The organism is Flavobacterium riviphilum, from assembly GCF_055231795.1.
Genome location: NZ_JBUYSY010000001.1, coordinates 596,547 through 617,250, shown reverse-complemented (window position 1 = coordinate 617,250; position 20,704 = coordinate 596,547). Strand labels below are relative to the sequence as shown.

At 34.9% G+C, this 20,704-nt stretch carries 19 protein-coding genes; 6 read left to right on the top strand and 13 right to left on the bottom strand.

All coding sequences use genetic code 11. The features are described from left to right. Positions 1–252: 252 nt before the first annotated feature. Positions 253–1,155, top strand: coding sequence for a DUF2971 domain-containing protein (locus ACZIX2_RS02685; RefSeq protein WP_463338532.1), 903 nt, complete (start codon positions 253–255; stop codon positions 1,153–1,155). 150 nt (positions 1,156–1,305) lie between these two features. Here ACZIX2_RS02685 and ACZIX2_RS02680 read toward each other — a convergent pair whose 3' ends face one another. Both ACZIX2_RS02680 and ACZIX2_RS02675 read right to left on the bottom strand, forming a co-directional pair. Then, the gene (locus tag ACZIX2_RS02680; RefSeq protein WP_463338531.1) at positions 1,306–3,429 is read right to left on the bottom strand and encodes a Tex family protein; all 2,124 of its coding nucleotides are present in this window, start codon (positions 3,427–3,429) and stop codon (positions 1,306–1,308) included. Positions 3,430–3,573: 144 nt separating this feature from the next. Next, complete coding sequence (locus tag ACZIX2_RS02675; RefSeq protein WP_463338530.1) at positions 3,574–4,779, bottom strand: ATP-binding protein; 1,206 nt, start codon at positions 4,777–4,779, stop codon at positions 3,574–3,576. A 163-nt stretch (positions 4,780–4,942) separates the two neighbouring features. Between ACZIX2_RS02675 and ACZIX2_RS02670 the strand changes: the two genes are divergently transcribed. Continuing rightward, complete coding sequence (locus tag ACZIX2_RS02670) at positions 4,943–5,215, top strand: DUF1294 domain-containing protein (protein ID WP_463338529.1); 273 nt, start codon at positions 4,943–4,945, stop codon at positions 5,213–5,215. Here ACZIX2_RS02670 and ACZIX2_RS02665 read toward each other — a convergent pair. Together ACZIX2_RS02665 and trpS are read right to left on the bottom strand one after the other, a co-directional pair. Continuing rightward, positions 5,198–6,337 (bottom strand): ATP-binding protein, encoded by a 1,140-nt coding sequence (locus ACZIX2_RS02665; RefSeq protein ID WP_463338528.1) that lies wholly within the window; start codon positions 6,335–6,337, stop codon positions 5,198–5,200. The two genes, ACZIX2_RS02670 and ACZIX2_RS02665, sit on opposite strands and share 18 nt — an antisense overlap. A 309-nt stretch (positions 6,338–6,646) precedes the next feature. Continuing rightward, positions 6,647–7,627: a tryptophan--tRNA ligase gene (trpS, locus tag ACZIX2_RS02660; RefSeq protein ID WP_463338527.1), complete on the bottom strand. Its 981-nt coding sequence runs from the start codon at positions 7,625–7,627 to the stop codon at positions 6,647–6,649. A 261-nt stretch (positions 7,628–7,888) separates the two neighbouring features. Here trpS and ACZIX2_RS02655 point away from each other — a divergent pair, with 261 nt between their 5' ends. Beyond that, positions 7,889–10,540 (top strand): MGH1-like glycoside hydrolase domain-containing protein, encoded by a 2,652-nt coding sequence (locus tag ACZIX2_RS02655; RefSeq protein WP_463338526.1) that lies wholly within the window; start codon positions 7,889–7,891, stop codon positions 10,538–10,540. A gap of 44 nt (positions 10,541–10,584) precedes the next feature. Here ACZIX2_RS02655 and ACZIX2_RS02650 read toward each other — a convergent pair whose 3' ends face one another. The 8 genes from ACZIX2_RS02650 to ACZIX2_RS02615 all read right to left on the bottom strand — a co-directional run bounded on the left by ACZIX2_RS02650 (position 10,585) and on the right by ACZIX2_RS02615 (position 18,372). Further along, complete coding sequence (locus tag ACZIX2_RS02650; RefSeq protein ID WP_463338525.1) at positions 10,585–11,607, bottom strand: hypothetical protein; 1,023 nt, start codon at positions 11,605–11,607, stop codon at positions 10,585–10,587. Continuing rightward, positions 11,585–13,213, bottom strand: coding sequence for a flavin monoamine oxidase family protein (locus tag ACZIX2_RS02645; RefSeq protein WP_463338524.1), 1,629 nt, complete (start codon positions 13,211–13,213; stop codon positions 11,585–11,587). The genes ACZIX2_RS02650 and ACZIX2_RS02645 overlap by 23 nt, the downstream gene beginning before the upstream one ends. Next, positions 13,188–14,708 (bottom strand): polyamine aminopropyltransferase, encoded by a 1,521-nt coding sequence (locus ACZIX2_RS02640; RefSeq protein ID WP_463338523.1) that lies wholly within the window; start codon positions 14,706–14,708, stop codon positions 13,188–13,190. The genes ACZIX2_RS02645 and ACZIX2_RS02640 overlap by 26 nt, the downstream gene beginning before the upstream one ends. Further along, positions 14,701–14,916: a DUF350 domain-containing protein gene (locus ACZIX2_RS02635; RefSeq protein WP_463338522.1), complete on the bottom strand. Its 216-nt coding sequence runs from the start codon at positions 14,914–14,916 to the stop codon at positions 14,701–14,703. Before ACZIX2_RS02635 ends, ACZIX2_RS02640 begins: the two co-directional genes overlap by 8 nt. A 14-nt stretch (positions 14,917–14,930) precedes the next feature. Further along, positions 14,931–15,110: a hypothetical protein gene (locus ACZIX2_RS02630; RefSeq protein ID WP_463338521.1), complete on the bottom strand. Its 180-nt coding sequence runs from the start codon at positions 15,108–15,110 to the stop codon at positions 14,931–14,933. Positions 15,111–15,126: 16 nt separating this feature from the next. Beyond that, positions 15,127–16,323, bottom strand: a complete 1,197-nt coding sequence (locus tag ACZIX2_RS02625; RefSeq protein ID WP_463338520.1) for a DUF4178 domain-containing protein — start codon at positions 16,321–16,323, stop codon at positions 15,127–15,129. A 3-nt stretch (positions 16,324–16,326) separates the two neighbouring features. Then, the gene (locus ACZIX2_RS02620; RefSeq protein WP_463338519.1) at positions 16,327–16,689 is read right to left on the bottom strand and encodes an S-adenosylmethionine decarboxylase family protein; all 363 of its coding nucleotides are present in this window, start codon (positions 16,687–16,689) and stop codon (positions 16,327–16,329) included. 300 nt (positions 16,690–16,989) lie between these two features. Next, complete coding sequence (locus ACZIX2_RS02615; protein ID WP_463338518.1) at positions 16,990–18,372, bottom strand: alpha/beta hydrolase family protein; 1,383 nt, start codon at positions 18,370–18,372, stop codon at positions 16,990–16,992. A gap of 174 nt (positions 18,373–18,546) precedes the next feature. Between ACZIX2_RS02615 and ACZIX2_RS02610 the strand changes: the two genes are divergently transcribed. Both ACZIX2_RS02610 and ACZIX2_RS02605 read left to right on the top strand, forming a co-directional pair. Further along, a complete protein-coding gene (locus ACZIX2_RS02610; protein ID WP_463338517.1) occupies positions 18,547–18,945 on the top strand; it encodes a hypothetical protein in 399 nt (132 codons plus the stop codon). 36 nt (positions 18,946–18,981) lie between these two features. After that, positions 18,982–19,695 (top strand): PPC domain-containing protein, encoded by a 714-nt coding sequence (locus ACZIX2_RS02605; RefSeq protein ID WP_463338516.1) that lies wholly within the window; start codon positions 18,982–18,984, stop codon positions 19,693–19,695. Between the two features lie 116 nt (positions 19,696–19,811). Here the strand turns inward: ACZIX2_RS02605 and ACZIX2_RS02600 are convergent, their stop codons facing one another. Next, the gene (locus ACZIX2_RS02600; protein ID WP_463338538.1) at positions 19,812–19,991 is read right to left on the bottom strand and encodes a Sec-independent protein translocase subunit TatA/TatB; all 180 of its coding nucleotides are present in this window, start codon (positions 19,989–19,991) and stop codon (positions 19,812–19,814) included. A 207-nt stretch (positions 19,992–20,198) separates the two neighbouring features. Here ACZIX2_RS02600 and ACZIX2_RS02595 point away from each other — a divergent pair, with 207 nt between their 5' ends. Continuing rightward, positions 20,199–20,696: a peptidase gene (locus ACZIX2_RS02595; RefSeq protein WP_463338515.1), complete on the top strand. Its 498-nt coding sequence runs from the start codon at positions 20,199–20,201 to the stop codon at positions 20,694–20,696. The last annotated feature ends 8 nt before the right edge of the window (positions 20,697–20,704 follow it).

Below are 20,704 nucleotides of genomic sequence, written 5' to 3'. Positions count from 1 at the left end.
TTTACGAAGGTACTTCCCAATACATTTTTTGGATGTTTGTGTGGATAGTCAAATTATCTAGTAAATTATCTTTAGGTTTAATAAATTACAATTTTAAAATTGTTATAACTATCTATAACATTCATTACAAAATAATTTTTTTTGAGTAGAATGAATTAGTGACTTTTGTTTATGGACTTAAGAAAAATATAAAAGAATGTCAAATTATGATTGACAGTTTTTGCCAGAGTTATTGCAAGGAGAAATGGTATAATGAATTTAGAAAAAAATATAAGAATCAACAAAGTACTTCGTGAGCTTAACATTAGTTTGGAACGAGCTGTTACTATTTTTAAATCTGCTAATGTTACTATAGAAACAAGTCCTAATGCTAAAATTAATGAGGAACAGTATCTTTTTTTAGTTGCTGCATTGGGAATGAAAAAATATGAAACTGTTCAAAAACCAAAAATTACGAATCATATTGAAATTGATTTAATTAGAAAATCGAAAGGTATTCCGTCAACGGTTTATAAATATTATGGAACAAAGGACATATACTTACATTCATTGATAGAAAAATACTTGTATCATTCAGACTTTACTAGTTTTAATGACCCTTTTGATTGTAATATTGAATTAATAAATTTTGAAAAAATAGGTAAAAGCAAAAAAGAAAACAATATTGAAATTTCCATTCGTAATAAATTAAGTAATATTGGTATTTGTTGTTTTACTCGTAATGTAAACTCAATTTTAATGTGGTCTCATTATGCTTCAAATCATAAAGGTTTTTGTATAGAATATAAGTATAATTCAAGAATTAATGGAATAAATCCTCTAGATGTCAATTACTCGGATTCTTTTTTAAAAGCCGATTTTTATAAAGACAAACAAGAAGCATTATTTCATATGATTTTTACAAAAGCAAAACAATGGGAATATGAAGAAGAATTGAGAAGTATCAACAGTCATTTTTCGGACCATAATTCTAGAAAAGTTCCTTTTTTGAAGGATGATGTAAAAGCTATTTATCTAGGAGTAAAGATTGAAGATGATTTTAAAAATAAAATTCTTTCTATTGTAAATGAAGTTTACGAAAATAGTATACAGGTTTATCAAGGGCGTTTATCTCCAAAGGCTTTTGAAATTCATTGGGATTTATTAAAATTTTAGCAAAACCAAAAGCCCGACAACTTTTCTTGCCGGGCTTGTTTATTTATACCTCTTGATTGAAAGATTTGAGAAACTCCCTAGAATTTACCATTCAATTTCGCTCAGGTTGATCTCTTGGAATTTGGAATTTATTTTTTTGAGATTTCCTATTTAAATAATCATCGTCAACTGAATGCGTTTACGGTCTTCATCGACTTCGACTACTTTTACTTGCACATGTTGGTGGAGTTTGACTACTTCGTTGACATCGCTCACAAAACCGGCTTTGAGTTGGGAAATGTGTACCAAGCCACTTTCTTTGATTCCGATGTCGACAAAGCAACCAAAATTGGTGATGTTGTTTACGATTCCGGGTAAAATCATCCCAGTTTTCAAATCTTTAATGGATTTGACATTCGGGTCGAATTCAAAGATTTTGGCCGATTTTCTTGGGTCCAATCCTGGTTTTTCGAGCTCTTTGAGGATGTCTTTGATGCCCAAAATTCCAATTTCTGGCGTTACGTAGTTTTCGGGTTTGATGAGCGCTATTTTTTCTTTGTTGGCAATCAAATCGTTCACAGAAATTTTTAAATCTTTGGCCATTTTTTCTACGACTGTATAGGCTTCGGGATGCACCGCCGAATTGTCTAATGGATTTTTACCATTGGCAATTCGGATAAATGCTGCGCCTTGTTGGAAGGCTTTTTCGCCCAAACGCGGTACTTTTTTGAGTTGTTTTCTGTCCTCAAAAGGACCATTTTCAGAGCGATAGGCGACAATATTTTCGGCTAGTTTTTCTCCAATACCACTCACATAACTCAACAAATGTTTGCTAGCGGTATTGATGTTGATTCCCACCGAATTCACGCAACGAATTACCGTTGCATCCAATTCTTCTTTGAGTTTGGTTTGGTCCACATCGTGTTGGTATTGTCCCACACCAATGGCTTTGGGGTCGATTTTGACCAATTCGGCCAAAGGATCCGACAAGCGACGTCCGATGGACACCGAACCACGAACAGTGACATCGTAATTGGGGAATTCTTCACGAGCAATTTTGGAAGCCGAATAGACCGAAGCCCCTGCCTCCGAAACAATATATACTTGAACAGGCTTATCGAAAGCAATTTTTTTGATAAAGAATTCGGTTTCGCGCGATGCTGTTCCGTTTCCTATTGAAATTGCATCAATATTATAGGCGTTTACCATCGATTTGATTTTTTTCATGGCCATCGCCGTTTCATTTTGTGGCGCGTGCGGATAGATGGTTTCGTTGTAGAGCAAATCGCCTTTTTCGTCTAAACAAACCACTTTACAACCCGAACGAAATCCTGGGTCGATGGCTAAAATTCGTTTTTCGCCCAAAGGTGGAGCCAATAATAATTGCCCTAAATTATTGGCAAAAACCTGAATGGAATTGGCATCGGCTTTGGCTTTGGCTTCTTGCAAGGTTTCATTGGCAATGGCAGGTTGCAGCAGTCTTTTATAGGAATCCTCAATGGCCAATTGTACGTGTGAGGTGCTTGGACTTTGACCTTTCAACACCAATTCGTCGATTACGTCATAGGCCTCGTCAATATCAGCCTCTACTTTGAACTTGATGAACCCTTCATTTTCGGCACGCAGCATTGCCAAAAGACGGTGAGAAGGCGCTTTGGTCAACGGTTCAGACCAATCGAAATATTGCGAAAACTTTTGCGCATCGGCTTCGTCTTTTTTCGTTTTGACTACTTTGGTGGTGATGGTCGCTTTGCGTTCGTACAAACGGCGCAGTTGTTTACGAACATATATATTTTCGTTGATCCATTCGGCAATGATTTCTCTGGCGCCTTGTAAAGCCGCTTCTTCATTGACAATAGCATCGTTCAAGTATTGTGTAGCCAAGAAATCGACATCGTCATTTTTCTGTGCCATTATAATTTTGGCCAAAGGTTCTAGTCCGTTTTCACGAGCAACATCGGCTTTGGTTCTTTTTTTCTTTTTGTACGGCAAATACAAATCCTCCAACTCTTGTAGGTCAAAACTTTGTTGGATTTTTTTATCCAATTCGGGCGTCAAAGCGTTTTGCTCTTCGATGGATTTTACGATGGCTTCTTTGCGTTTCAAGATGGCCTCGTACTCTTTTTGGAGTTTGGCAATTTGTTCGATTTGTGTTTCGTCTAGATTGCCTGTTTTGTCTTTTCGGTAACGCGAAATAAACGGAATGGTACAATCTTCTTGTAATAATTGAACGGTGTTTTGAATATTGATGGCTGCGGTAGCTACCTTTTGGGCGATGAATTGTAGGTTGGTCATTTTTTGTATTTTCTAAAAGCAAAGAAGCAAAGATTTTGCAACGTTCGCAAAGGTTTTTTGGAATTTATTACTGAATGAAATGGCTTTTAAAGCACAAATGGAATTAGAATTATAGTCATCCTTTGGTTTCTAATTTGAATTATTTTAAGTTGAAATAAAAAACTCAAAGGCAGGAATTAAATAAACGGTTTTGTCCTCTATTTGTAAGTTGTCTTTTTGGTTTTGAGTGATAATATATCCTTCTTTCAAATCGAAAAACTGCATTGCTTCTACTAATCCGTCCAATTCTCTTTTTTTGTTATCTCCGTTTATTTCGTAACAAACCTGAAGTGCTGTAGTACATTTACCTTTATCGAAAAGCACAAAATCGCATTCGGTTTTTTCTCTAAAATAAAACATTTTAGTGCCTTTATTTCTCAAATAAACATAAACCGCATTTTCTAGTTTTCTACCGTTATCCGAACTAAAACTTAAGGAATTAGCATTGATTAATCCGTTGTCAATGGCATAAATTTTTCGTGGATTCACGGCACTGCTTTTGGCTGAATAACTAAATTTTTGCAAGAAAAAAAGTAAATAGGCATCTTCTAACCAAGTTAAATAATCAACAACAGTATTGGTAGAGCCTACTTGAAACGTTTTTTTTAAACTAGTATAAGTAGTTTCTTTTCCCACATTAGAAATCAAAAACAACGCAATATCGATAAGTATTTTGGTATTTCGGATTCCGTATCGGATGGCAATATCCCTAAACACAATATCTTTGAACAAGTTTTGTAAAACTTCAACATTGTTGGATTTAAGATATTCTGGAAAACCACCTTTTTCTAAATATTGAGTTAACGAAAGCAGATTTGCTTCTTTTTTTTCGAAAACTATAAATTCTTGAAAAGAAAAGGGAAATAATTCCGTATTTAGATAACGTCCTGTAAGTCGGGTTCCTAAATCTTTGCTCAATAACGAAGCGTTGGAACCAGTAATAAAAATCTTCTTCTCGTAGTCGTGTAATTGCCGGATATAGACTTCCCACTGGCTTACATTTTGAATTTCGTCAAAGAAGTACGCTTCAACATTTTTAGGAATTATTTCTTCTAGTTTTGAAAAATCAGAAACGTCAAAATTGATTATTCGTGGGTCTTCAAAATTAAAATAGGCTACTTTGGAGTATTTCTCCATCAAAAAATTCAATAAAGTACTTTTTCCACAACGCCTAATTCCCGAAATTACTTGAATAAAATTACTGTCAATGAAAATCGAATCGGCCTTGGTTCGAATGACAAGGGAGTTGTTTTTCTTGATTTTTACTTGTTGTAGTAAATACGCGTTTTCTATTTCTGATTTTAGCAACATCTTTAAAATTGTATTTTACAAATATACAAACTTATATAATACTAAAATACAAATAAACAATAAAACCTTACTACTTAACCTTTTGGGCGATGAATTGTAGGTTGTCATTTTTTGAATTTTTCGGACTGCTAAAATAATATCTTTGGAGCGTAAATGTATCGCAATGGATATTTTATTGTATTATTTTTTGATTCTGAACGTCATCGGTTTTCTGTTGACTGTTGTTGATAAACAGCAAGCAAAAAGTCATAAACAAAGAATCCCCGAAGCAACACTTTTAACCTTCGTGTTCTTTGGAGGAACTCTAGGTAGTGGAGTAGCCATGCTTTTGTTCCGACATAAAACAAGGAAAACCAGTTATCTTTTAAAATTTTGGTTGATTGTGATATTGCAAATTTTGGCCATTTGTTTTGTTTCATCAGACTATAAAATCTAAATAATTCTGTTTATTGATTACTTCAAAACTAGCTTCAGGATAGGCTTTTGCAAAAGCCGTGGGGACTTTCGCTTTTCTATTTTCATTCCATTTGAATTCGTAGCCTCGTAGCTGGCCATTTTCTTCTTCCAACCAATCCAATTCTTGTTGGTCATACGTACGCCAAAAATAATTGGTCACAACCTTTTGAGTATAATTTTGGTGTTTTACCCGTTCCGAAGCCAAATAATTTTCCCACAAGGCGCCTACGTCTGTTCTAGCCTCTAATCGGCTAAAGTTGGCAATTATAGCGTTGCGAATCCCATTGTCATAAAAGTACCATCTATTGGATTTGGTAATTTCTTTTCTCAAATTTCTGCTAAAGCCGGGTACTTTATAAATAACAAACACTTTGGAAAGTAAGTCTAAATATCTTTCGACGGTGTTTTTAGAAATGCTCAATTGTCTGGCTAATTCTTGTAAAGAGACCTCTTGGCCTACTTGAAAAGCGATTAACTTTAATAGATCTAAAATTTTATTAGATTGCTTAATCCCTTCGTAAATCAAAATATCTTTCAATAAATACGAATTGAGTATTTCTTTCAAATAGTTGACTTTGTCATTCCAATCTGGGTATTGTTCGAGTTCGGGATACGAACCAAAAAGCAATCGCTCTTCCAATTTTTGAGTGGTTTCTTTGAAGTTTTCATATTTGGAGAATTCCATTTGAGCTAACGGATATAAATAAATCGTATTTTTTCTTCCCACCAAAGGTTCTCCTAATTTATTAGACAAATCAAAAACTGACGAGCCAGTAGCAATAACTTTTATATTATCAATAGAATCCACAATCAATTTGAGAATCAAACCAATGTCGGGAATATGTTGGGCTTCATCAATGACTAATAATTTGGTGTTTGCCAAAAGACGGCTGTAGTTACTTACTGAACGTTCTTTTAACAAATTTGCATCCTGAATATCTTCACCATTTAACTGCAAATAATCTGTTTTTGGAATGGAAGAAAGATAATTTTTGATAAATGCTGTTTTACCAACACGTCTTGCGCCTAATAAAATAAGTACTTTGTTGGGTAATACTCTTTTAGCAAACAATACATCTATGCCTCTTTCTAAAAAATCCATAGCCTTAGATTTTAAATTTCAGAAACAAATATAATTAAAAAAATGTAAATTCAGTCAGTTGATTGACTCAATTAATGTAAATTCGGTCAACATACTGACTGAATTTACATTAATTTGGTCAATTGAAAAGTATAACAACTAATTTTTTTGTAGTGAATAATTGGAAAGTAATTGCTTTTTTAAATGGAAAGGCGATTGAGTAACGAAATCAACTTCTGGGTTTGCGTTTACTTTCAAAAAGTTTTGGTAACAAAAAAAGGAATATCCCATTTCGGAATATTCCTTTTGATCATTTATTCGTAGTAACTTTTACTGTAATGACTCGAAACCTAATTTTAAGCGTACGCGATCCAAAACGCCATTGGCGATGGTTGCTGCTTTTTCGGCACCTTGTTTCAATAAGGCGTCTACTTCTGTTAGGTTATTGATGTAATAATTGTAACGTTCTCTTTCGGTTTTGAATTTTTCTACAATCAGTTCAAACAAGGCTTGTTTAGCGTGACCATAACCATAATTCCCTCCCAAATAATTGGCTCTCATCGTGGTAATTTGGGCTTCAGTGGCCAATAATTTATAGATAGCAAAAGCGTTACAAGTATCAGGATTTTTTGGATCTTCCAACGGAGTACTATCGGTTTCGATGCTCATAATTTGTTTGCGCAACGCTTTGTCATCTAAGAAAATATTGATGACATTATTGGCCGATTTACTCATTTTTCCGCCATTGGTACCAGGAATCAACATACTATTTTCTTGGATTTTGGCTTCGGGTAACACAAAGGTTTCTCCCATTTGGTGATTGAAACGAGAAGCGACATCACGAGTAATTTCGAGGTGTTGCAACTGGTCTTTTCCTACGGGTACAAATTCGGCATCATACAATAAAATATCGGCTGCCATTAACATGGGATACGAAAACAATCCAGCATTGACATCGTCTAAACGATCGGATTTGTCTTTGAAAGAATGTGCCAAAGTCAAGCGTTGAAAAGGGAAAAAACAGCTCAAGTACCAAGACAATTCAGTGGTCTGTGGCACATCGGATTGGCGATAAAAAATAACTTTATTGACGTCTAGTCCACATGCCAACCAAGCTGCTGCGGTACTGTAAGTATTGTTTCTTAAGGTTTCGCCATTTTTGATTTGTGTAATCGAATGCAAATCGGCGATAAAAAGGAATGATTCATTTTTGGGATCATTCGATAATGCAATTGCGGGTATAATTGCGCCTAATAAATTGCCTAAATGCGGAGTACCTGTACTCTGTACTCCCGTTAAAATCTTTGCCATTGTTTAAATTTCTGAATGACAAAGGTCGCAAAGTTTGCCCGCTTTCCCATCATTTTTGGCTAAAATTTTATGGGTATAGGATTCAAAAGGCTTTGTTTTTTTCTCAGAAAACCTTTTCAAAAGACCATAATTTAGAGATTTAGTATTTTACACTTCGAAAAAAAATCAATAGGAAAGAATTGATTATGGATTTTTACGGATTTTTTTCCTTTTTTTCAACGCTATTTCTATAAATTGCAAAAGACAAAAACAAATAGAGCTATGACAGAGATAGACGCAGAGAGAGCCCGATTACTCGAAAGAAAAGATAACAAAGGCTGGAAAAAATGGGGTCCCTATTTAACCGAAAGACAATGGGGAACTGTTAGAGAAGACTATTCTGCCAATGGAGATGCTTGGAATAGCATTACTCACGATATGGCGCGTTCCAAAGCGTATCGATGGGGAGAAGAAGGCATAGGTGGCATTTCAGACAATAAACAACACATTTGTTTTGCTTTAGCTTTTTGGAATCATCATGACAAGATTCTCAAAGAACGTTTTTTTGGATTGACCGGAAACGAATCCAATCATGGAGAGGATGTAAAGGAAATTTATTACTACCAAGATGCTACGCCAACGCATTCCTACCAAAAAATGGGTTACAAATACCCACATAGAGCTTTTCCTTATGCGAAGCTGGTTAAAGAATCTAAAAAGCGAAACCGTCAAGAACCCGAGTACGAACTATTGGATACCGGAATATTTGATCAGGATGCTTATTTTGATATTACAATAGAGTATGCCAAAGCCGACAAAGAAGATATCTTGATTCAGATCACCGTCGAAAATCAATCTCACCACCCGGCTAGATTAACCGTTTTGCCTACCCTTTGGTTTAGAAATACTTGGTGTTGGGGTTATGAAAATTATCAACATATTCCTAGTTTGAAAGGGAAAAGCAATACTGAAATTACGGCTAATCATCGTATAATAGGCGAGTATACTTTGTATGCCGAAGCAGCAGAGGAGTTGTTGTTTTGTGATAATGAAACTAATTTTAAAAGGTTGTATCATAGCGAAAATCCTACATCCTATACCAAAGATGGGATTAATGATTATATCGTTAATAAGCGATTGGACAGCGTTAATCCAGAACAAACAGGCACTAAAGCAGCCGTTAAGTACGAACAGATTATTCCTGGAAAAGGAAAAAAAGTCATTCGTTTGCGGTTTTCAAGTCAAAAAAATGAACATCCTTTCCTAGATTTCGACGCTATCTTTGCGCAAAGATTACACGAGGCCGATTTATTTTATGACCGTTTACAATCCAATGTAAAGGATGCTCATTTAAAATCGATACAACGTCAAGCGTATGCCGGGATGTTGTGGAGTAAACAATGGTATTACTACAATGTGTACGAATGGTTAAAAGGCGACCCAGCCATGCCTGTACCAGCAGCGCAAAGAAGTTTTGGTCGTAATAATTCTTGGAAACATTTGTATACGGCAAATATATTATCGATGCCCGATAAATGGGAATATCCTTGGTTCGCTGCTTGGGATTTGGCCTTTCATACTTTGCCTTTGGCACGATTGGATCCCGATTTTGCCAAACGACAATTATCGGTGATCTTGAGAGAATATTATATGCATCCCAACGGGCAAATTCCTGCTTACGAATGGTCGTTCTCGGATGTGAACCCTCCAGTACACGCTTGGGCCACTTGGAAAGTGTATCAAATTGACAAAGAAATGAATGGAGGTAAAGGCGACCGCGTTTTCTTGGAACGCATTTTCCATAAACTACTGCTCAATTTCACTTGGTGGGTGAACCTGAAAGATGAGGGAGGAAACAATATTTTTGGAGGCGGATTCCTTGGAATGGATAATATTGGGGTTTTTGATCGTTCGGCAGCTTTACCAACGGGCGGTCATTTAGAACAAGCCGATGGAACGGGTTGGATGGCAATGTATAGCCTGAATATGTTGCGAATTGCTTGTGAAATTGCGATTGAAAATCCGGTGTATCAAGATATGGCTTCTAAGTTTTTTGAGCACTTTTTGCATATCGCTGGTGCTATGCAAGCCATTGGTGGAGACAAATTGAATCTCTGGGATGAAGAAGACCAATTTTACTATGATATGTTGCATAAAGAAAATGGGGAAGCCGAATTACTCAAAGTGCGTTCGATGGTGGGATTGATTCCGCTTTTTGCCGTCGAAGTTTTGACTCCAGAATTACTGGATCAATTGCCAGATTTCAAACGTAGGGTGGAATGGGTAATAGCCAATCGCCCGGATTTGGCTAGTTTGGTATCGAGTTGGTACAATCCAGGCAAAGGCGAAAGTAGGTTATTGGCGATTCTTCGTGGGCACCGCATGAAACGTATCATGAAGCGGATGTTTGATGAAGATGAATTTTTATCAGCATATGGCGTTCGATCATTATCCAAATTTCATAAAGAAAACCCTTATCGTTTTTCCTATGAAGGGGGGACTATTCAGGTGGATTATACACCTGCCGAAGCCACGGGTGATATGTTTGGAGGCAATTCCAATTGGCGTGGTCCGATTTGGTTCCCAATGAACTATCTGATTCTGGATTCTCTAGAGAAATTTTGCGATTATTATGGCAATGATTATCAAGTTGAATTTCCAACACATTCGGGTCAGATGATGAGTATCAAAGCCGCCGCAGATGGGGTTGCCAATCGTTTGCTTTCATTGTTTTTACCCAACAAAGAACAATTTATACCTATGTACGGACCGTATGAAAAGTTTCAAAAAGACCCCAAATTCAATACCAATCATTTATTTTTTGAATATTTTGATGGCGATACCGGAAAAGGTTTAGGCGCCAATCATCAAACGGGCTGGACTGGATTGATTGCGGAAATTATTTATCATTTGAATAATGACAGTTCCTATTGATTAGGGTGAGCCAAAATCTAATTTAAAATGATTTTGGCTCAAATTTAAACGTTTGGGGCTTTATTCTTCCAAATAAAACCATCCAAGAGATAATGCGTAAATTGTGGTACGGTAAGCAAGGGTACAATTAAAAAATACCAATTTGAAAAATCTTCTGTAGTACCTGACAATTGTTCCTTCCAAACTAAAATTTCCCAAAGATATTCTTCGGAAAAAGCAATCAAAAGCAAAACGACGATGAAAAGTAAAAGTCCTTTAAAATGTTTGAAATAGTATAACCAATGCAATTCTTTGGATGTTTTTTTATCGATTTCATTGAGATAAATAAGTGCTATGTAGGGAATGCCGTGAGAAACGACATTAAGCAAAGTAAAAATCAAATCGTTGTTAAAATAGACGATTCCAAAAAACCAAGATAAAATAGTTCCTAGAAGTATTGCATTTTTTGGAATATTGATATAATTATTCTTAACGCCAAAGTAACTTGTTCGGAGTACATAAAAAAGAAGCACACAACCGTAAATCCAGCTTAAAACCAGAATTAAAAAAGGACTTTCGAATTGCAAGAATTCGTTTTCAACAAACCAATTAAATTCCCTTGGCGACGATAAAAACCAATACAGCATAGGGTAAATTGTGGCGGTATAAATCATCAGATTGTCTACCCAAGCCCATTTTTTAGATTCCATTCGTGCATATAAACGCATAAAGCCAAATTGCTGTCTGATGAAATGAAAAACAGCTATATATGCCATTACAGACCAAAAGACTTTACTTCCAAAAGAAAACAAAACGATTCCAATTAAAAAGCATACAATAGGCAAACCGATTAGTAATTTTTTTCTTTTTTGAAATTCGCTTGCAACAAAATAGGTTTTAAATAAAGTAGCATAAACGTGTGCAACATCGATAAAAACAATTAGAAAGAGCCAAGTGTAAAAGGAATACTTAGTTTCTATTTGTTGCAGCTGTTTTTGAAATAGAAATACAACACTAACCACCAAAAAGGAAGGCGATAAGATAAATATACTATCTGTTTTGGCTTTATGAATCCAAGGTTGTTGCATTGAGCATTGTATTTACTGCGTTAATTCCTTGATGAAAGGCTTCTTCAAAAATAGAGATACCCGATACATCACTATGAGCAAAAAACAGCGTATTGTCGATAGGTTTTGCAGCTTCTTTTTTGGGATCACTAAAAATAAAATTAGGAACAGGACTAATCATTCCGTGACCTAATAAATATACTTCAATGCTTTCAGTTAGGGATTCAATATTGGGATGGGCTATTTTTAAATCATCAAAAACCATTTGTTTCCAATATTCTGTGGTCTTTTTATACATTTCTCTGCGTGTTTTTTTCAAATCGGCACTAGAGAAACTGTAATAATAAGTGATTACTTTTTTATCCTGTAGTTGTTGAAGGGATTGATGTTGATCATAGACATAGCCTAAACCTTTTGAACCATAAATTACATTATCCCAACACAAAGGAAAGCTCCCGTTATCGTTTATATCAGACACAACTAAAGTAGCCAATAGCCAAGGAGTATAATGAAAATGTGAAGCCAAATCTTTTCGATCTTTCAACAGGTATTGATTTACAAACTGAGGCGTTGCAAGTATAATTTTTTTCGCGGTTATTGCAATGGTTGTTTTGGTTTCATTATCAAAAACTTTGGCAACTGCTTTGTGGGTATCATTTTCAATTTCGAAAACCAAGTGGTTTTTTAATGATTTTCCTTTTACATATTTTTTCAGGTGATTGGCTAATCTTGAGTTTCCTTCAGGCCAAGTGAGCACCGAATCTTGATGATCTTCTGAAGCATTTTGTTTTCTTGCGGCAAAATAATGAATGCCTGCATAAGCAGAAACGTAGGCGATTCCTAAACCAAAATCATCTTTGCAGCAATAATCAATATAATCAAAAAGAGGTTTTGCTGTAAAATTTTGGCTCTCAAACCATTGTTGCATAGTCATAGCATCTAGTGCTTTTACTTCTTTACTTTGTGAGGATTCTGCAAGAGGTATCGTGAACCAATACCTTCCTTTTTCATCTTTTTGTTGTCTAAAACCATCCATTAATTTGAAAAATCGAACGAATTCTTGATCTTCAGCGGCAGTATTTCCTTCCTTTGGAACGACACCTTCTTGCCAATTATTTCTATAGAACAAACGTTCTTCGGGAGCCAAAGTGAGTTGGATTTCATCAAATTTTGGAAACCCTTTGGAATCATAACCTACGATGATTTTTTCTTCTTCTAAAAATTGCAATAAGGCTTTATCCTCTAAATTCGGTAAAGGTAAATAATGAGCGCCTAATGGATATTTAGAATACTGGTTCTCGCCATTGGATGAATTGCCGCCTAAATGATCTTCTAATTCGACCATTAAAAAATCAGTAATTCCTTTTTTTGTGAGTTGTCTGGCTGCGCTCAATCCAGAAATTCCGCCACCAATAATTAGATATGGAATGGTAATTTCTTTTGATGGTTTAGGAAAATTTTTTACTCTTAGACGATGTCCCAAAATATGATTGGTTCCGGATAATCGAATCAAAAGAGTAACCACTTTTTCTTTACACGCCTCCAATAGAGGAATAGCGAGTAGCGAACTGGTTATTATTTTTAGAAAGTTTCTTCTTGAATTATTGTAATTTTCCCCATTCTTCATCGAAATAGCGTACTAAAATTTGGTTATCTAATCGATTGATTTCGATGTCTTTTGAAATCATATCTTGAGAAAAATAATTGAACTTATCAAATTGATAATTATAAAAACGCAAAGCATCCACTTTTCGGTTTACAGTATTAAATGTAGTTCCAAAACCATTAATTGCGATGGTAAAACCCCATTCTCCAAACGACGGAACATACGCGTGATACGCATCAATTTGTGGAAAAACTTGCATTACTGTTTTATTTATACACCAAAAGGATTTGGGTGCAAAATAAGGCGATGTGGTTTGAATAACGACCACAGCATCTTGGTTTAAAAGTTTTTGAACCGTAGCATAAAAATTAAGCGAATACAATTTCCCTAGACTGTAATTCGATGGATCTGGAAAATCGATAATCACGACATCAAATTTTTCTTGGCAATTTTTTGCCCAAATGTAGGCGTCTTTATTAAAAACACTCACTTTAGGATCGTTGAGCGAATTAGCATTAAAACCGCTTAAGATAGTATTGGTTTTAAACATTTTGGTCATTCCTTCATCCAAATCTACAAGTGTTACTTTTTGCACCTCTTTGTATTTCAAGATTTCTCTAACGGCAAGTCCATCACCGCCGCCTAAAACCAAAACATTCGACACGCTTTTTGCCATTGACAATGCGGGATGCACCAGTGCTTCGTGGTAGCGGTATTCATCGGTCGAGCTAAACTGTAAGTTATTGTTGAGGTACAGACGGTAGTCACTTTTGTTGTGTGTTAAAACAATTCTTTGGTAAGGAGTGGTATTGGTATAAACAATGTTTTCACCATAGAGTTTCCCTTCTGAAAAGGACAAAATTTTATCAGAGAAAATAAAAACAGCTAATAAAATTACAAAGGAAAGTATGGCTTTGCTTCGAACCAAATGTACTTTTTTCAACTCATTTTTGAGCAAGTAACATAAGGCAATTGCAATAGATACATTGATCATTCCGAAGAATAAGGAAGTACCCATAATGCCTAGTTTTGGCACTAAAACCAAGGGAAATAATATGGAAGCCAATAAAGCTCCAATGTAATCAAAAGTAAAAACGTTTGAGACTAAATCTTTAAATTCGACTTTGTCTTTTAGAATATTCATCAACAGTGGAATTTCTAATCCTACCAAACAACCGGTTACAAAAACAAGGAAGTAAAGTATAAACTGAAAGGAATTAATACTTTCAAAAAGCAGGAACAAAACCACGGAGCTCAACCCTCCAATTAATCCAACCAAAATTTCAATTTCAACAAAAGTATTGAGCAGATTTTTGGTCAAGAATTTTGAAAAGTAGGAGCCAATTCCCATCGAAAAAAGATAAACTCCAATGATAAACGAGAATTGTTTTACCGAATCACCCAATAAATAACTGGCCAAAGTACCCGCGACGAGTTCGTAAACTAATCCACAAGTAGCAATGGTGAATACGGCAAAAAGTAATAAATATTCAAATTTTAAAATCTTTTTACCCATGAATTGCGGCACTAATAATCATCGAAATCCCAATGATGAAGGCTCCAAAAACAATCGCCAAAGCCACATTATTATTCTTTGAAATTTGAGACCAAGTATTTTCAGGAGTCAATTTTTCGATGATGAAATAGGTGATCAATAAAATTGCAATTCCTATAATCGAAAAGACAATAGATGCTAAAACAGGTCTCATAGTTAAAATTTCCATAGTATTTTGTTTAGTTATTTGTGATAAAAATGATTTACTGAGCGATTGCCTTGTGATGGGCGATAGCTCTCCGTGGTTTCGCAATCGCAAATGCTATTGCCTTGCCAATTGTAATACACAAAAAGCGCATAAAATAAAGCTCCTACGAGCAGTGCAATGAAGTTGGTTTGCACAAATTCTTTTACTTTTTCCATATTGTATTTAAAATGATTATTCCCATCTTTTTTCTTCAAATGACCGTTCTAAATAATAAATAGCAATAACAAATACGGTCATAAAAATATAAATCATCCAGACATTTCTTGTAGAAGGACTTGACCAACTCGCTTGAATTTGAACCGTTTGATTTTGGGTGTCTTCAGTTGCTTTCATAGGGGTAATGGCCAAATGGTATTTGCCAGCAGCGACTCCACAAATATTAAATTCTTCAGAAGTATCACCTTCCGTCCAATTTTCACCATCGGTATAGCCATGATAGTATTCTATATCCTTGTTAGCATAAACTTCGTCACCATTTTTTTCATTGATCAACGCTACTTGAACATTAGCCCAAGAATTATCAACATTAGAATGCAATTGAATAGTCATTGGAGCCGAGCTTCCTTTTAGTTCAAAAGAAGGGGTAATAAAATCTTTTTTAGCATACTCATCAAACGCAATGGAGGTATCGAGAACTTTTTGTTCGACACGATCTTTGTTAAGGAACCAATGAGTAATCAAAATTAAAAAAGCAATACCACAAAAAATAAGAGCTGTATTTCTAACATTTATAAGAAAGGGTTGCACTTGACCAATGCCTCTTTTTGATGGTAAAGAAGTAGTAGCGAAAGCTTTTTTTATCGCTCTAGTAGAAATATGTTTTCCTAAGAAAGCTGTTTGTTGATGGCCAACTTTTTCAAAACTTAGTAAGAAGGGTGGATGAATATATTCTATAAGTTCAACATTTTTATAAATATCAAAATCGAAGAAACCTTTTGAGGCGACTAGTTTTGGATAATAATAATCGTAACGATCATAAGTGATTTCGTTATGTTCTACTGTTAAAGGATGATTACCAACTTTAGTATCAAAAGTAATCTCGTTTAGAAGAATCCAATGCCCATCAGATTCAGAGAGGTATAAAAAACTTCCATTTTTTGATTGTAAAATGTATTCCCTCCACTCAAAGTCTTGGTGTGATTTGATCACTAATCCAGTTACTTGATAGTCAACATTATCAAATACGGCAGTTTTGCCAATCTCAAATGTATTTTCAAAGGAGCAGGGTTGAGACTTCATATAAAGCGAAAGACCTTTACCTTCTTTGTTTTTATAGACATAGTTACAAGCAGGGCAAGCAAAAACTTCAACTTCAAAATTTACCTCAAGAGTTGTAGTAGTATTACAATTAAAACAAGGGACAGTCATGTATTATCTATTAATTTCGAATTCCTTTAGAATTTTTGCTTCAAAGTAGTTGATATATTCTTGTGTAATGTCTTTTACTTTTTGTGTATTGTCTTGTAAATAGTTACATAAATATACATCCAAAGTCAATTGACTGAATTCAGGCCATGTATGAATACAAATATGAGATTCTTTTAAACAAATGGCTATGGTGAAACTATTGTTTTCGAAAATATGTTCACTAATCCCCACTTTTTCTAGTTGATATTTTGCAATTAAATTTTTAGAAAAACTGATGAAATTTTCACTCGAGGTCAATTTAGTAAGATCTTGTACTTCGAGTGTTACAAGTTTATGTAAACCAGGGGAATAGTCGATTGTAGTCATTAACTAGGCACGGTTGAGGCTAAATTATAGTATATTTTTTACGAATATAGTATTTTTGAAACATCAACTATTAATAACAAGGAAAAAACTTATTATTTTTTTATAAATATTTTGATGGCGATACCGGTAAAGGTTTAGGCGCCAATCATCAAACCGGTTGGACTGGGCTGATTGCAGAAATCATTTATCATTTGAATACACATACGACGTATTGATTGCATAGTAATATTCTACAAACACGCCCCAAATTATGAGTTATACATTGGGGCGTATTTAGTAAAAGGACTTTAAGGATAGTCATTATTTTAGGGTAAGAATCCAATTACTCATGGTTTTTAAAACCATAGGGGAAATAGTTTGTTCAATTTCGGCATATTCGTTTACGCCACCCGTTTTGGCTTCTTGAAATAAGTGGTTGAGGCCTTGAAGTTCCTTAATGGTTACTTTTTTGTTACCTGCTTTTTGAAGTGAAGCTTGTATTCCTGCCAAATTCTCAGCTGATTTAACTTGTACATCCAAACTTCCGTTCAGGGCAAGTACCGGGATTTTGATTTTGGACCAGTAAGCATCAGGGTTGAATTTTAAAAAATAAACATACCAAGGTCTGGTAATGATTTGCGTTTGTTGTGAAACAAAATCATCAATTTCTTGGTTGGACAGGTTTTGATTTTGGGTAAGTTTTAGAAATTCTCCTTTGATATAATATTGAAAATCGTCTTTTAAATTTCTCCCAGTATAATTGATAATAAAGGCATACACTTTTTCATTAAAAGCTGTGGTAGCAGCGATTTGATTAGCGGTAGCTCCTTGTGTTTTCGCTACAGACTGATTTTGTAGTAACATCATACGATCGATTGCGATTCCTGGGCTGGCTAGTGAAATGACAAATTTTACTTTTTTGTTTTGCGTGGCCACAATAGAAGCAATCATGCCCCCTTCGCTATGGCCTATAAGTCCAATTTTTTTGAAACCTTTGTTGGCTAAAAAGTCCACCGCCGTGCTGATATCGCCCGCAAAATTAGCCGAAGTATCGTCATTACTCCCTTTGCTAGAGCCACCAATACCACGATCGTCTAAACGCAATACACCAATGCCTTTGGAGGTAAATTCATGGGCTATAACGGCAAAGGGTTTATGGCCAAAGAGTTCAGAATCTCTGTTTTGTGCTCCCGAACCTGAAATTAGAACAACTACTGGAAAGGACTTTTTGTTTTTAGGCAATGTCAGAGTTCCTGCAAGGGTATTTTTATCGTTAGGATTAACAAATGTTACTTCTTGAACATCATAATCAAATGGAGGTTGTGGATCTTGTGGATGAAGTTTTTCACTTTTTGTGCCATTTCCTTTGGTAAGGATCAAAGGAAAACTCATGCCGTTTTGAACCAACGTACCTTCTATGGTATTACCATTCAACAGTCCGCTATATTTCAAATTTAGTTCTGCTGCGCTCAACTGCAATTCGTTATTTACAAAAATAGTTTCTTTTACGGGGATCCCTTTAGCGCTTTGCATCGGACTAATAAGAGTAGTCTGAAATGAATCTCCATTTTTTTGGATAGTAAATATCAAGGGCAAAGATCGTCCTTGAAAAGAAAGATTTCCTTCCCATGATCCTTGAATATCTTGAGCTAAAATGGATTGGTAGCATAGCAAAAGAAATAATAGTACGCTTTTTGTTGTCATCGGTTGTGAAGTAAATAAGTTCTAAGGTAATTCAATACAGTATAATATACAAATCATTTTATAAGGTTGGTTTTAGGAAGGGATTTGAATTCATAATTATTTATCGTTGAAGCATTAAAGTTTATCAATTTTTTATCTAACTTTAGTTTGTAAACCAATTAAAATCAGGTAGATATGGAAACAAGCTTAAAACGAATTGTTATGGTATTTTTATTAATACTACCAATGATTACTTTTTCTCAAGTAACTACAAAGAAAGTGGTATTTCCAAGAGGGAAATCAGGGACAACAATTAAAGGCGTTTGTAAAGGTGAACAAACTATTGATTATGTTTTGAGTTTAGGACCAGAACAAGATTTGGCAGTGGATATGAAAACGAATGTGAATGCTTGCTATTTTAATCTAATAGCTCCAAATGGAGAATTTTTATTAGCTGGCGAGAGAGATGATTTAAAGAAGTTCAAAGCAAAAGTTACAGCTGCTGGAGATTATAAAATTCAAGTGTATAATATGAGAAGTGTAGCTAGAAGAGGAACACCATCATCCTACACCTTGACAATTAGTGCAAAATAGTAAAATTTCCTTTTTAATTTTTAACTCTAATGGATTATGAAATTATTTAAAACGAATTTTAGAATATTATTTGTACTAATAGGGATTCCATTTTTTGCATCAGCACAAATTATTTCCAAAAAAGTAACTTTTCCAGCAGGCAAATCAGCAACTGTTATCCAAGGAATGATTGCAGGAGATCAAACGATAGACTACTCGGTTGGGGCTAATCAAGGACAAAAGTTAAATGTAACGTTGACCAACAAAAGTAATGATGCTTTTTTTAATGTATTGCCCCCAGGTTCTCAAGATGAAGCCATATTTATTGGTCAAAATGATGGTAACAAGTGTAGTATTGTTTTGCCTTCTACGGGGACTTATAAAATTAGAGTATATCAGATGCGCAGTTCAGCCAGGCGTGGCGAAAAAGCTAGTTATGCTTTAACTGTAAGTATACCAACGGACTCTAAATCTGGAGATGCTAAGGTTTCTGGCACTAATTATAATGCCACAGGTGATTTAAGAGCAGCAATAGGTTCTACACTAAAATCGGCTAAGTTTGGTGTTATTCGATCCAATGGTGGAGCAGAAGTTCATGCTACTTTGCCAGGCAAGAGCAAGCGAGTTTTTGTTTTCTCTAAAGGAGAATGGACTTGCAAATCGGCTAATTGCAAATTGAGTTTTGCCAAAATAAGTACCGATGAATGGGAATTGATTTGCAACGGTACTGAGAAATATTATATTCCAGATGCCGTAATTTTTGGGGGATAAGAATAAAAATTTCCCATAGCTTATCGAGCATAGATTAATTAAATATCAATGAAAAAAAAATTCCAAATAATTTGAGTTTACAAACTATTTGGAATTTCAAGATATTTTATCAAAAACTACTCTTTTGTAGTTTCTTCTTTTTTAGAAGTTGTCGATTGATCGTCTTTGGCCGCATTTTTAAATTCTTTAATACCACTTCCTAATCCTTTCATTAATTCTGGAATTTTTTTACCTCCAAAAAGTAATATAACGATTCCTACAATAACTAATATTTCTGTAAGCCCTAATCTTCCCATGACTGTATTTTTTGATGCCGAAGCAAATTGTACATATTTATGCTGCAAATGTATATACATTTCCTTAATATAAGTAAAATTCAAAGCTTTTTTTATTGTTAAAGCGATCAAATTCATTAGAATTCGTTTAGAGCAATACATAAAATTGAACAGCGGACTCCTTTCTGGCACGCTTAAATCCTTATATTTGCTCCTTAAAAGGGAGATATGTTTTTAGTTCGTTTGTTGCCCAATTCGTTGAAGCAGATAATTTCTATGAAAAAAAGGTTGATTCTTATCAATGAAGAAACCTTTGAGGAATTGTTTTCCTTCAAGTTGAGTTTAATGAATGTCTTTGTCATCGGTACTTTGAGTGTTTTTTTCTTGATTATTTCTACCACGGTTTTGATTGCTTTTACACCTTTAAGAGAGTTTATCCCGGGATATGCTTCTACTCAACTCAAGCGAGAGGCAACCTTATTGGCCATAAAAACAGATTCTTTGACACAAGCTTTAGAGAAAAACGAGGCCTATATGAAGGCTATCCAAAAAGTACTTACGGATAAATTAGAATACACTACATTTAATAAGGACTCCATTTTGGCACAAACACAATCCCAAATGACTGAAGAAGAATTGAAAGCTTCGGCCGAGGAAATGGATTTAAGAGCACAAATGGCCAAAGAAAATTCCAAGTCAACAACCCCAAAGAAAAATAAAAAATAAGAGAAAGA

Bases quoted from the DNA above. Each gene is read 5' to 3' on its own strand.
- ACZIX2_RS02685 (WP_463338532.1), top strand. From the start codon at position 253: ATGAATTTAGAAAAAAATATAAGAATCAACAAAGTACTTCGTGAGCTT.
- ACZIX2_RS02680 (WP_463338531.1), bottom strand. From the start codon at position 3,429: ATGACCAACCTACAATTCATCGCCCAAAAGGTAGCTACCGCAGCCATC.
- ACZIX2_RS02675 (WP_463338530.1), bottom strand. From the start codon at position 4,779: ATGTTGCTAAAATCAGAAATAGAAAACGCGTATTTACTACAACAAGTA.
- ACZIX2_RS02670 (WP_463338529.1), top strand. From the start codon at position 4,943: ATGGATATTTTATTGTATTATTTTTTGATTCTGAACGTCATCGGTTTT.
- ACZIX2_RS02665 (WP_463338528.1), bottom strand. From the start codon at position 6,337: ATGGATTTTTTAGAAAGAGGCATAGATGTATTGTTTGCTAAAAGAGTA.
- trpS (WP_463338527.1), bottom strand. From the start codon at position 7,627: ATGGCAAAGATTTTAACGGGAGTACAGAGTACAGGTACTCCGCATTTA.
- ACZIX2_RS02655 (WP_463338526.1), top strand. From the start codon at position 7,889: ATGACAGAGATAGACGCAGAGAGAGCCCGATTACTCGAAAGAAAAGAT.
- ACZIX2_RS02650 (WP_463338525.1), bottom strand. From the start codon at position 11,607: ATGCAACAACCTTGGATTCATAAAGCCAAAACAGATAGTATATTTATC.
- ACZIX2_RS02645 (WP_463338524.1), bottom strand. From the start codon at position 13,213: ATGAAGAATGGGGAAAATTACAATAATTCAAGAAGAAACTTTCTAAAA.
- ACZIX2_RS02640 (WP_463338523.1), bottom strand. From the start codon at position 14,708: ATGGGTAAAAAGATTTTAAAATTTGAATATTTATTACTTTTTGCCGTA.
- ACZIX2_RS02635 (WP_463338522.1), bottom strand. From the start codon at position 14,916: ATGGAAATTTTAACTATGAGACCTGTTTTAGCATCTATTGTCTTTTCG.
- ACZIX2_RS02630 (WP_463338521.1), bottom strand. From the start codon at position 15,110: ATGGAAAAAGTAAAAGAATTTGTGCAAACCAACTTCATTGCACTGCTC.
- ACZIX2_RS02625 (WP_463338520.1), bottom strand. From the start codon at position 16,323: ATGACTGTCCCTTGTTTTAATTGTAATACTACTACAACTCTTGAGGTA.
- ACZIX2_RS02620 (WP_463338519.1), bottom strand. From the start codon at position 16,689: ATGACTACAATCGACTATTCCCCTGGTTTACATAAACTTGTAACACTC.
- ACZIX2_RS02615 (WP_463338518.1), bottom strand. From the start codon at position 18,372: ATGACAACAAAAAGCGTACTATTATTTCTTTTGCTATGCTACCAATCC.
- ACZIX2_RS02610 (WP_463338517.1), top strand. From the start codon at position 18,547: ATGGAAACAAGCTTAAAACGAATTGTTATGGTATTTTTATTAATACTA.
- ACZIX2_RS02605 (WP_463338516.1), top strand. From the start codon at position 18,982: ATGAAATTATTTAAAACGAATTTTAGAATATTATTTGTACTAATAGGG.
- ACZIX2_RS02600 (WP_463338538.1), bottom strand. From the start codon at position 19,991: ATGGGAAGATTAGGGCTTACAGAAATATTAGTTATTGTAGGAATCGTT.
- ACZIX2_RS02595 (WP_463338515.1), top strand. From the start codon at position 20,199: ATGTTTTTAGTTCGTTTGTTGCCCAATTCGTTGAAGCAGATAATTTCT.